The sequence below is a fragment of the Pseudomonas sp. P5_152 genome (assembly GCF_033989915.1).
Classification (GTDB): Bacteria; Pseudomonadota; Gammaproteobacteria; order Pseudomonadales; family Pseudomonadaceae; genus Aquipseudomonas.
Window position 1 is genome coordinate 3,766,473 of record NZ_JASFAH010000002.1, and the last position, 11,690, is coordinate 3,778,162.

The window sequence follows — 11,690 nt, forward strand, 5'->3', positions numbered from 1 at the left end:
TGGTTCACTGCGTGTGGCCGGTGAACCATTGGTCCTTGTTGCGCAGGTGCCAGGCGAATACGCCCAGGGTCAGGCTGCGCAGCAACATGAACAGCAGGAATGTCAGCCACAGGCCATGGTTGCCCAGGCCTTGCAGGGCCCAGGCGAACGGCAGGACGATGACCACGGTCAACAGCATGCCGTTGCGCATTTCCCGCGCACGGGTGGCGCCGATGAACAGGCCGTCGAGCAGGTAGCTCCAGACCGCAATCAGGGGCAGGGCGGCCAGGTAAGGCAAGTAGCTGAAAGCGGTGTCGCGCACGCTCTGGATATTCGTCTGCATTTCAATGAACAGGTGCCCGGCACACAGAAACAACAGGGCGAAGCCAGTGCTGGCGATCAAGGACCAACCGCAAGCCACCACCAGCGAACGGCGCAGGGCCTGGCGATCACGGGCGCCGATGGCGTGGCCGCACAGCGCCTCCACGGCATGCGCCAGGCCATCGAGGGCGTGGGCTGTCAACAGCAGGCCGTTGAGCAACAGGGCATTGGCTGCCACCGTCGCATCACCGAGTCGGGCGCCCTGCACCGTGATCATGAAAAATACCGACTGCAGCGCCAGGCTGCGGATGAAGATATCCCGGTTGACCGCCAGCAGCGGCCGCCAGCTCTGCCAGATCGCCAGGGCCGCCCAGGCCATATGCCCGGGAAAAGCGCGCAGGGCGCTGCGGGTCATGGCCAGGCCGAGCAGGGCGCCAGTCCATTCGGCGATCACCGACGCCCGGGCCGAGCCGACCACGCCCCACTCCAGGCCAATGACGAACCACAGGTTGAGGGCAATGTTCACCAGGTTGGTGGTCAGCAGGATCGCCAGTGGCGCGCGGGCGTTCTGGGTGCCGAGGAACCAGCCGACCAGCGCATAGCTGGCCAGGGCCGCAGGCAAGCCAAACAGCCGGGTGTGGAAAAACTCCCGAGTCAGGTGTTCGAGCTCCGCCGACGGCTGCATGAAGTGCAGCGCCACGCCACTCAGTGGCACGCCCAGGCTGCCCAGCAGCACGGCCAGCCCCAGCGCCAGCAGCAGGCCCTGCAGCAAGATCTGGCGCAAGGCCGCGCCGTCCCCGCGTCCGGCGGCCTGGGCCGCGAACCCGGTGGAGCCCATGCGCAGGAAACCCATGGCCCAGGCCAGGAAGGTGTACAGGCTGGCACCGACCGCCACGGCGCCCAGTTGGTGGGCGTGGGGCAGGTGGCCGATCACGGTACTGTCGACCAGCGCCACCAACGGCACCGAGAGGTTGGAGAGAATCATCGGCGCGGCGAGCGCCCAGACACGGCGGTGGGTCGGGCGGTCGCGCCAGTCGTTGATCAGGGTGGACATGCAGGCTCCTTGGGCGAGCGGCATTGTAGCGGCAGATCCGCAGGGGCGGTGGTTCGGGATCAGCGGCGATCAGCTCCCGGGCGCAGAACCAAACACCCAACCGTCGGTCAATCACTCCAGCCCGGCAAGCGCTTGGGCTATAGTTCAACCCTTCGATACTCCTGCCCACGAGTGCCCCATGCTTAACAAAGGATTGTTTCTGGCCGCTGCGCTGACCTTGCTCAGCGCCTGCGATTCATCGACTCCCGGCCAACCCCCGGCCAGCTCCGCACCGGCGGCCACGGTCAGCGCCGCCAAGACGCACACCGGGCAAGACCTGGCGGCGCTGAAGCAGCGCTACGCCGGCCGTGAGTTGAGCGTGGTGGATGTCTCGGAAATCCAGCTCGACGGTGCCAGCACCCTGTCGGTGAGCTTTTCGGTGCCGCTGGACCCCCAGCAGAAATTCGCCGACAAGCTGCACCTGGTCGACAGCAAAAGCGGCAAGGTCGATGGTGCCTGGGAGCTTTCCGACAACCTGATGGAGCTGCGCCTGCGTCACCTTGAGCCGCAGCGCAAGCTGGTGCTGACGGTGGATGCCGGATTGCTGGCGGTCAACGACGCCAAGCTGACCGGCGAATATGTCAGCCGCCTGGAAACCCGCGACCTGCAACCGACCGTAGGGTTTGCCAGCCGTGGCAGTCTGCTGCCGACGCGCCTGGCCGAAGGCCTGCCGGTGATTGCCCTGAATGTCGACAAGGTCGACGTCGAATTTTTCCGGATCAAATCCGAATCGCTGCCAGCGTTCCTCGCCCAATGGGGTCGCAACAACAGCCTGCAAAGCTATGAGTCCCGTGAACTGCTGCCCATGGCCGAGTTGGTGTATGGCGGCCGCTTTGACCTGAACCCGGCGCGCAACACCCGTGAAACCCTGCTGTTGCCGATCGCCGGCCTCAAGCCCCTGCAGCAACCGGGCGTCTACCTGGCGGTCATGCGCGCCTCGGGCACGTACAACTATTCGCAACCTGCGACCCTGTTTACCCTCAGTGACATCGGCCTCTCGGTGCACCGCTACCAGAACCGCCTGGACGTGTTCACCCAAGCCCTGGAGGGCGGCAAGGCGCTGGACGATGTCAGCCTGGAGTTGCTCGACAGCGACGGCCGCGTGGTCGGCCAGGGCAAGACTGGGCAGGGCGGCCACGCTCAGTTGCCGCTGCCGAAAAAAGCCGAAGTGCTCCTCGCCCACCAGGGCCAGCAGACCAGCCTGCTGCGACTCAACAGTGCAGCGCTGGACCTGGCCGAGTTCAACATCGGCGGCCCCCAATCCCATCCATTGCAGTTCTTCGTGTTCGGCCCGCGGGATCTCTACCGCCCCGGCGAAACCGTGTTGCTCAACGCCCTGCTGCGCGACGCCGACGGCAACGCGGTCAAGCCGCAGCCGGTGAGTGTCGAAGTGCGGCGCCCGGACGAGCAGGTCAGTCGCAAGTTCGTCTGGGACGCCGATGCCTCCGGCCTGTATCAGTATCAGTTGCAACTGGCCGGCGAAGCGCCGACCGGGCGTTGGCAGTTGGTGTTCGACCTGGGCGACGGCAAGCCACAACTCTACGAGTTTCTCGTCGAAGACTTCCTGCCCGAACGCCTGGCCCTCGAACTCAAAGGCAGCGAGCAACCGATCAAACCGGGCGACACCGCGCAAATCAGCGTCAATGGTCGTTATCTCTACGGCGCGCCGGCCGCCGGCAATCGCTTGAGTGGCCAGGTGTACGTGCGACCGCTGCGTGAGGCGGTCAAGAGCCTGCCGGGTTATCAATTCGGCTCGGTGACCGAAGAGGAGCTGAGCCAGGACCTGGAGCTGGAGGAAACCGCGCTGGACGAAGACGGCGAAGTGCTGATCTCCCTGGACAGCAAATGGGCCGAAGCCAAGTCACCGCTGCAACTGATCGTCCAGGCCAGCCTGCAGGAGTCCGGTGGCCGGCCGATTACCCGGCGCGTGGTGCAACCGGTGTGGCCGGCCGAGCGCATGCCGGGGCTGCGCGCCTTGTTCGATGGCGAGGAAACCGACGGCGATGGTCCGGTCGAGTTCGAACTGTTGATGGCCAACAACCAGGGCCAGAAGCTGGCCGCCGACAACCTCAAGGTGCGCTTGATTCGCGAGCGCCGCGACTACTACTGGAACTACTCGGACAACGATGGCTGGAGCTATCACTTCAACGAGAAGTTCCTCAACCTTGCCGAAGAGACCCTGAGCATCAAGGCCGGTGACACGGCCAAGGTCAGCTTCCCGGTGGAGTGGGGCCCTTACCGGGTGGAAGTCGAAGACCCACAGACCGGGGTGACCAGCAGCCTGCGCTTCTGGGCCGGCTACCGTGCCCAGGACAACGCCGAAGGCGGAGCAGTGCGTCCGGACCAAGTGAAACAGGCGCTGGATAAACCGGCCTATGCCGATGGCGACACGGCCACGGTCACGGTAACGCCACCGGCGGCCGGCAAAGGCTACCTGCTGGTGGAGTCGGCCGATGGCCCGCTGTGGTGGCAGGAAATCGAAGTGCCGGCCGAGGGCAAGAGCTTTGCCGTGAAGCTCGATCCGAAATGGTCGCGGCACGATCTGTATGTCAGCGCGCTGGTGATTCGTCCCGGTGAGCGCAAGGCCAACGTCACCCCCAAACGTGCGGTCGGCGTGCTGCACTTGCCGCTGGATCGGACCCAGCGCAAGCTTGGCCTGAGCCTGAGCGCACCGGAAAAAATGCGCCCCAAACAGCCGCTGAGCGTGAAGATCCAGGCCAGGAATGCCGACGGCAGCGTGCCAAAACAAGTGCACGTGCTGTTGGCTGCGGTCGATGTCGGCATCCTCAATATCACCGAGTACCCGACCCCGGATCCCTACTCCAGCCTGTTTGGACGCAAGGCCTACGGCGCTGACCAATTGGACGTCTACGGGCAATTGATCGAAGCCGGCCAAGGCCGTCTGGCCAGCCTGGCCTTTGGTGGTGATGCGGCGCTGGCCAAGGGCGGCAAACGCCCGGACACCAGCGTGACCATTGTCGCCCTGCAGAGCGCACCGGTTACCCTCAACGAGCAGGGCGAAGGTCAGGTCAGTGTCGATATTCCGGACTTCAACGGCGAACTGCGCTTGATGGCCCAGGCCTGGACCGAGGATCGCTACGGCATGGCCGAAGCCAAGACGGTGATCGCCGCGCCTTTGATCGCCGAACTCTCGGCGCCACGCTTCCTCGCTGGCGGCGACCAGACCAGCCTGGCGCTGGATCTGTCGAACCTCTCGGGCAAGGCGCAGACGCTGCAGGTGCAACTGAGCACCGAGGGCCAACTGGCCCTGGTGGACACGGCGGCCCACAGTGTGGCGTTGACCCCGGGCCAGCGCACCACCTTGCGCATTCCCCTGCGCGCCCTCGGTGGTTTTGGCCAGGGCAAGGTCAAGGTGCTGGTCAACGGCCTCGACCTGCCGGGCGAGAGCCTGCCGCCGTTTACCCGGGAATGGACCCTGGGCGTGCGGCCGGCCTATCCGGCGCTGCTCAAGCACTATCGCGCGGTACTCAAGGAGCAACCCTGGAGCCTGCCTGACAGTGAACTGGCACTGTTCGAACCGGCCGGGCGCGAAGCCTTGCTCAGCCTGTCGAGCCGGCCACCGCTGAACCTGGGCGAGCAGATCCGTGCACTCAAGGCCTACCCCTATGGTTGTTCCGAACAAACCACCAGCGGCCTGTACCCGTCGCTGTATGCCGACGCGGCGAGCCTGAAACGCCTGGGCCTGGAAGGCGAGCCGGAAGCTGCGCGCAAGCGCAAGATCGAACTGGGCATCGAACGTTTGCTGGGCATGCAGCGTTACAACGGTAGCTTCGGCCTGTGGGGGGCCGACGGGGAAGAGGAGTACTGGCTGACAGCCTACGTCACCGACTTCCTGCTGCGCGCCCGCGACCAGGGTTTCGGCGTGCCGGCCGATGCCCTGAAAAAAGCCAACGAGCGCCTGCTGCGTTACCTGCAGGAGCGTAACCTGATCGAAGTCGACTACAGCGAAAACGCCGAGCACACGCGGTTTGCGGTGCAGGCCTATGCCGGCCTGGTATTGGCCCGCAGCCAACAGGCACCTTTGGGCGCGCTGCGCAGTCTGTTCGAGCGGCGCAGCGATGCCCGTTCCGGGTTGCCACTGGTGCAATTGTCGGTGGCCCTGCAGCTCATGGGCGATCAACCACGCGCCGCGCAGGCGCTGGTCGCGGGGCTTGCGGCGACACGCAAGGCCAACGACTGGCTGGCCGACTACGGCAGCCCGCTGCGGGACCAGGCGCTGATTCTGGCGTTGCTGCAGGAATACGACCTGGACAAGGGCAAGCGCGAAGAGCGCTTGTTCGAGCTGTCCGACCAGTTGGCTGCCAGCCCGTACCTGTCGACCCAGGAGCGCAACTCGCTGTTCCTCGCCGGCCGTAGTTTGCTGGGCAAGCCTGAAGCCAACTGGACTGCGCAGTTGAGCAGTGGCACGCAAACCCGTGAGCTGAACAACGCCCAGCCTGGGCTCAAGCTGCAAGGACCGTTGCTGGCCTCGCCGCTGACGCTGAGCAATGCCGGCAGCGAGCCGGTCTATCAACAGCTGACCATCTCCGGTTATCCACAGCAGGCGCCAGCGCCGGGTGGCGAGAACCTGAGCATTCGCCGTGAGTACCTGGGCATGAACGGCCAGCCGTTGGACCTCAAGGCGTTGGCCAGCGGCGACCTGGTACTGGTGCATATCGCCGTCAGCGCCAAGCAGCGCGTGCCGGATGCCCTGGTGGTGGACTTGTTGCCGGCCGGCCTGGAACTGGAAAACCAGAACCTGGCCCAAAGCGCTGCGAGCCTGGAAAACGCCAGCAGCAAGGTCAAGGAGTGGCGTGAGTCGATGCAGAACGCCAGCCTCAAGCACCAGGAGTTCCGTGACGATCGTTACGTCGCAGCGTTGAACCTCGACGGCTATGGCACCACGCACCTGCTGTATCTGGCGCGGGCGGTCACGCCCGGCACCTATCGTGTACCGCCGCCGCAAGTGGAGTCGATGTACCGGCCGAACTGGCAGGCGGTGGGTGAGACGCTGCCAGAGATGGTAATCAAAGGCCGTTGAATGCTGCGGCTTTATCTACGAGGGGTTGGGTGGTTCAGTGAATCACCCAACTCAACACCCATAACCCCAATACCAGCCAGATGATCCCGCCGATGATCGAGGCGCGCATGAAGGCGCGGATGGCCGAGTACAGCAGCAACAGGCCGACCACCAGCGCAAGGATGCTGACGATCGACGTGTCCATGCCCAGCGCCTGTGACAGCCCTTCGACAAAGTTGCCGCCAGCGTGGCTCAAGGTGTTGAACAACCCGCTGAGTATGTCGACGATGAAGCGGATGACCGACCCCAGCGCCTGGCCGAGCCATTCGAAAAAGCTTTCTACCTGCATGTGTGCATCCTGATGAAAGAGTGGGCGTGGGTGCCAGAACTGAGTCTTTGGCTGTTGAATCTGTGGGTGAGTTCCCTTGAAGCATAGAGGTTTGCGGGTTTGATTTTTCCAATACTAACGCGGCGCCTGGGTTCGTGGTGCAAGCGGGCGTGGCGTTGGCTGCTGGGCAGCGTGGTGCTGCTGGTGGTCCTGGTGTGGCTGGCCGACCGGCTCTGGCCGTTGCCCCTGCCCAAGGACGATCTGGCGCGGGTGGTGCTGGCCGAAGACGGCACGCCGCTGTGGCGCTTCGCCGATGCCAACGGCGTGTGGCGTTACCCGGTGCAGACAAGCGAAGTTTCGCCCTATTACCTCGACGCCTTGCTGACCTACGAAGACCGTTGGTTCTACCAGCATCCCGGGGTCAACCCGCTGGCGCTGGGCCGGGCGGCGTGGCAGAACCTGAGCGGCGGTCGGGTGTTGTCCGGCGGTAGCACGCTGTCGATGCAGGTGGCGCGTCTGCTCGATCCCCATCCGCGGACGCTGTTGGGCAAGTCGCGGCAACTGTGGCGCACGGCCCAGCTGGAATGGCATTTGTCCAAGGAGCAGATTCTCAACCTGTACCTCAATCGCGCACCGTTCGGCGGCACCTTGCAAGGCGTGGCCGCCGCCAGTTGGGCGTATCTGGGCAAGTCTCCGCAGCACCTGACCCACGCCGAAGCGGCGTTGCTTGCGGTGTTGCCACAAGCGCCCAGTCGCTTGCGCCCTGACCGCCATCCGGCCCGCGCACAAGTCGCGCGGGACAAGGTGCTGCGCCGGCTCGGTGAATTTGCCGTGTGGCCGCAGTCGGCGGTCGACGAGGCCCTGGAGGAACCCTTGCTGCTGGCGCCCCGCCTGGAGCCCAGCCTGGCGCCCTTGTTGGCGCGCCGCTTGAACCGCCCGCACAGCCCGCCGCTGATTCGCACCACCCTCGACGCTAATTTGCAGCGGCGTCTCGAGGACCTGTTGCTGGGCTGGCGCGCGCGCTTGCCTGAGCACACCTCGGCGGCGATTCTGGTGGTCGAGGCACAAAGCATGGCAGTGCGTGCCTACCTGGGCTCGGTGGACATCAACGACCCCCGGCGCTTCGGCCATGTCGACATGATCAGCGCCCTGCGCTCGCCGGGGTCGACGCTCAAGCCGTTCCTCTATGGCATGGCCATGGACGCCGGGCTGATCCATTCCGAGTCGCTGCTGCAGGACGTGCCCCGGCGTTATGGCGATTACCGCCCGGGCAACTTCTCCATGGGCTTCAGCGGCCCGGTGCCGGCCAGCAGTGCGCTGTCGACTTCCTTGAACCTGCCGGCGGTGCAGTTGCTCGAAGCCTACGGCCCGAAACGCTTTGCCGCCGAAATGCGCATCGGCGGCATGCCATTGGCCTTGCCGCCCCTGGCCGAGCCCAACCTGTCGCTGATCCTCGGCGGTGCCGGGAGCCGGCTGGAGGACTTGGTCAGCGGCTACAGCGCCTTTGCCCGTGGCGGCAAGAGCGCCACTATCCGCTTGCAGCCCGACGACGAACTGCGCGAACGACCGCTGCTGTCGCCGGGTTCGGCGTGGATCGTGCGGCGCATTCTCAGTGGGCAGGCGCGCCCCGACCGTGACCCGCGAGCCGAGTTGGTGCAGCGGCCGGTGCTGGCCTGGAAAACCGGCACCAGCTATGGCTTTCGTGATGCCTGGGCAATTGGCGTCGGCCCGCGTTACCTGATCGGCATCTGGATCGGCCGCCCGGACGGCACCCCGGTGCCCGGGCAGTTTGGCCTGGCCTCGGCGGCACCGCTGATGCTGCAGGTACACGATGTGCTGATCAACCGTGACAGTCAGCGTGGCATCAGCGCCCCGGTGCAGCCGGTGCCCTTGAACGTCGGGGTGGCTGCGATCTGCTGGCCCCTGGGACAGCCCATGAGCCGTACAGACCCCAACTGCCGCCGCCAGCGCTTCGCCTGGACCCTGGACGGCACCACGCCGCCGACCTTGCAAGCCATGGACCAGCCCCTGGGCGTGGGCCTGGTGGAAAAAGTCTGGGTTAACGAGCGTGGGCTGCGAGTCGACGCCAAGTGTCCGGGGGCGGTGGCCCGGGATATCGCCTTGTGGCCGGCACCGCTGGAGCCTTGGTTGCCGCGGGTCGAACGGCGCGAAGCGCGCTTGCCGGCCAACGATCCGGACTGCCCGGGTCCGCTGCTGGCGGCATCCTCACCGTTGTCGATCGTCGGCGTGCGCGAGGGTGATCAACTACGGCGCCCGGCGGCCAGCCAGGAGTTGCTGCGCCTGAAGTTGTCGGCATTGGGGGGCAGCGGTCGGCGCTGGTGGTTCGTCAACGGCGCACCGCTGGGTGACAGCGCAAACCAGGACAGCATCAACGCGACTTTCGAACAGCTTGGACGGGTTGAATTGAGCGTGCTGGATGAGGGCGGGCAGACGGCGCGGGTCGAGTTCAATGTCGTCGATTAGAGCGCCAGCGTGAGCAGACGGAGCTGTGCTGAATACGGCGGAGCCTGTGGGAGCGGGCTTGCCCGCGATCTGTCGCGTAGCGACAGCTTGCTTCCTACGGTCATCCGCCCGAAGCTATACGCCTTCAGGAGAGCCCGATGAACCTTGTTGAACTGACCGAACGCCTGCACAGCATCCGCGACCGCAATGATTGGCGGCAATTTCACAGCCCGAAAAACCTCGCCATGGCCGCCAGTGTGGAAATGGCCGAGCTGGTGGAAATATTCCAGTGGCTGAGCGAAGACCAGTCGCGCCAGTTGCCGCCCGACACCCTGGCCCACGCCGGGCAGGAAGTGGGGGACATCGTGCTTTATCTGCTGCTGCTGTGCAGCGAGCTGGGGTTGGATATGGAGCAGGTGGTGCGCAGCAAGCTGGCCGACAGCGAACGGCGGTTCAGCTGATGAGCGACCGTCATTTCGATCAGTTGGCGACCCGTTTCGCGGAAAAAATCTACGGCGGTGCCAAAGGCGCGATCCGCCTCGCGGTGTTGCAGGCGGACCTGGCGGAAACCTTGCCGGACCGCCCGCTGCGGGTGCTGGACATCGGCGCGGGCCTGGGCCACATGTCGCTGTGGCTGGCCGAGCGCGGCCATCAGGTGACCCTGGCCGAGCCGGCCGCACCGATGCTCGAAGGGGCGCGCCAGCGTTTCGCCGAGGCCGGACAAACTGCGACCTTCATCCAGGCGCCCTGGCAGGAACTGCTCGGCCAACTCACCGAGCCCTATGACCTGGTGCTGTGCCATGCGGTGCTGGAGTGGCTGGCCGAACCCCATGCGATTCTGCCGGTGCTGCATCAACTGACCGCGCAGGGCGGTTGGTTGTCGCTGGCGTTCTACAACCGCGACGCGCTGATTTACCGCAATCTGCTCAAGGGTCACTTCCGCAAAATGCGCAAGAACGACATGGCGGGCGAAAAGCAGAGCCTGACCCCACAGATGCCCCTGGATCCGCGTGAACTGGCGACGCAACTGCAGGGCCTGTGGACGGTCGAAACCCAGAGTGGGGTGCGGGTTTTCCATGACTACATGCCCGTGGAATTCCAGGCCCGTGCCGAACTGCTCGACTTGCTGGAGATGGAACTGGCGCACCGTCGGCACCCGACATTTGCCGGGCTGGGACGTTACCTGCATTGGATCTGCCGCCCGGCCTGACCCCAATACCCGTGGAGGGCATCATGAACCGCCGCCTTGGATTGATTGCCGTGTGCCTGGGGCTTGGCGCCTGCCAGGGCAGCAACCCGTATGTCGCCAGCTCCAGGCCCTTGCCACCGGCGCCGCCGCAAGCGGCCCAGACGTTTGATCGCAGCGCCTACCCTGCGGCTCCGCGAGACTTCAGTCGCTACCGCAGTTGGGCCTGGCTCGACGGCCAGATGCCCAATGGCTCGGCCTGGGCGGACTCGGCTCAGATCGCCGAAACCGTGAGCAACGCCCTCGACCAGCGAGGCCTGCGCCCCTTGCATGACCAGCGCACAGCAGACCTGCTGGTGAGTGCCGACCTGCACCAGGAAACCCGCTTGCAGCAAGTGCAGGACGATTACGGCTATGGCGCCTACGGCGGTTACAACCGTTATGGCAACGGCTATGGCAGTGGCGTCGGCATGTACAACACGGTGCCCGTTGTGCGCACCTACCAGATCCAGGTGCTGGTGGTGCGGGTCGATCTGTACGACGCGGGCACCGGCCAACCGGTGTGGAGTGCCAGTGCTGAAACCAGCGTCGATGGAACGCAACGCGAACGCGGTGACGCATTAAGAGAAGCTGTTCAAAAGGCCGTAGCGGCGTATCCTCCTTCTTAATGACTCGCATTCGTGTGCGGGCCTGCACCGGAGAAAAACCATGTTCCGCCGTCTCGCATTCGTGGCATGTGCTGTGTTGCTCAGTGCTTGCCAGTCCAACCAGATCAATCACGACTTTGACGCCAGCCGCGACTTCGCTGCCTACCACAGCTGGACCTGGAAGGAGCCCGCCCTGCAATATCGCCCGGATGATCCACGGATCCAGAGCGACCTCACCGAGCAACGTATTCGCCAGTCGGTGGCCGATCAGCTCGACCAGCGCGGCTTGCGCCCGGCAGCCGGGAGCAGCAAGGGTGACCTTAATGTGCAGACCTACCTGATCATCGAAGAGCGCCAGCAACAGGTCACCACCAACTACGGCGGCGCCTGGGGCAACCCCTGGAACGGTTACTGGGGCGCGCCGATGTACAACGAAACCCGCAATGTCAGCTACAAGGTCGCGACCATCCAGATCGACCTGCTGGACGGCAAGGACGGCAAGTTGGTATGGCGCGGCAGTGACGAACAGATGCTCAGCAGCTCCCCCAATCCCAGCGATCGCAGCAATGCGATTCGTGAAACCGTGACGCGGATCCTGAGTAACTATCCGCCAAGATAAGTACGCCTGACGGACTATCTGGCAGCGGCACTGG

8 protein-coding genes are annotated in these 11,690 nt (G+C 65.0%); 6 read left to right on the forward strand and 2 right to left on the reverse strand.

The features are described from left to right. Positions 1 to 4: 4 nt before the first annotated feature. Entirely contained in the window at positions 5 to 1,354 is a 1,350-nt protein-coding gene (locus tag QMK50_RS17010) for an MATE family efflux transporter (protein ID WP_320333554.1), read from the reverse strand. Positions 1,355 to 1,532: 178 nt separating this feature from the next. Here QMK50_RS17010 and QMK50_RS17015 point away from each other — a divergent pair, with 178 nt between their 5' ends. Beyond that, positions 1,533 to 6,434 carry an alpha-2-macroglobulin gene (locus QMK50_RS17015; RefSeq protein WP_320333555.1) on the forward strand — a complete coding sequence of 1,634 codons (4,902 nt, stop codon included), beginning with the start codon at positions 1,533 to 1,535 and terminating at the stop codon, positions 6,432 to 6,434. Between the two features lie 34 nt (positions 6,435 to 6,468). On the opposite strand, the gene QMK50_RS17020 is transcribed toward QMK50_RS17015, so the two are convergent. Next, positions 6,469 to 6,762, reverse strand: a complete 294-nt coding sequence (locus QMK50_RS17020) for a hypothetical protein (RefSeq protein ID WP_095170186.1) — start codon at positions 6,760 to 6,762, stop codon at positions 6,469 to 6,471. Positions 6,763 to 6,888: 126 nt separating this feature from the next. Between QMK50_RS17020 and pbpC the strand changes: the two genes are divergently transcribed. From pbpC to QMK50_RS17045, 5 genes are all read left to right on the forward strand, one after another. Continuing rightward, positions 6,889 to 9,225, forward strand: coding sequence for a peptidoglycan glycosyltransferase PbpC (pbpC, locus tag QMK50_RS17025; protein WP_413787324.1), 2,337 nt, complete (start codon positions 6,889 to 6,891; stop codon positions 9,223 to 9,225). A gap of 137 nt (positions 9,226 to 9,362) precedes the next feature. Then, the gene (locus QMK50_RS17030; RefSeq protein ID WP_095170187.1) at positions 9,363 to 9,665 is read left to right on the forward strand and encodes a MazG-like family protein; all 303 of its coding nucleotides are present in this window, start codon (positions 9,363 to 9,365) and stop codon (positions 9,663 to 9,665) included. Then, the gene (locus QMK50_RS17035) at positions 9,665 to 10,414 is read left to right on the forward strand and encodes a methyltransferase (protein ID WP_095170188.1); all 750 of its coding nucleotides are present in this window, start codon (positions 9,665 to 9,667) and stop codon (positions 10,412 to 10,414) included. The genes QMK50_RS17030 and QMK50_RS17035 overlap by 1 nt, the downstream gene beginning before the upstream one ends. A gap of 23 nt (positions 10,415 to 10,437) precedes the next feature. Next, on the forward strand, positions 10,438 to 11,058 hold the full coding sequence (locus tag QMK50_RS17040) for a DUF4136 domain-containing protein (RefSeq protein WP_320333556.1): 621 nt from the start codon (positions 10,438 to 10,440) through the stop codon (positions 11,056 to 11,058). A gap of 40 nt (positions 11,059 to 11,098) precedes the next feature. Continuing rightward, positions 11,099 to 11,656, forward strand: coding sequence for a DUF4136 domain-containing protein (locus tag QMK50_RS17045; RefSeq protein WP_095170190.1), 558 nt, complete (start codon positions 11,099 to 11,101; stop codon positions 11,654 to 11,656). Positions 11,657 to 11,690 lie beyond the last annotated feature (34 nt).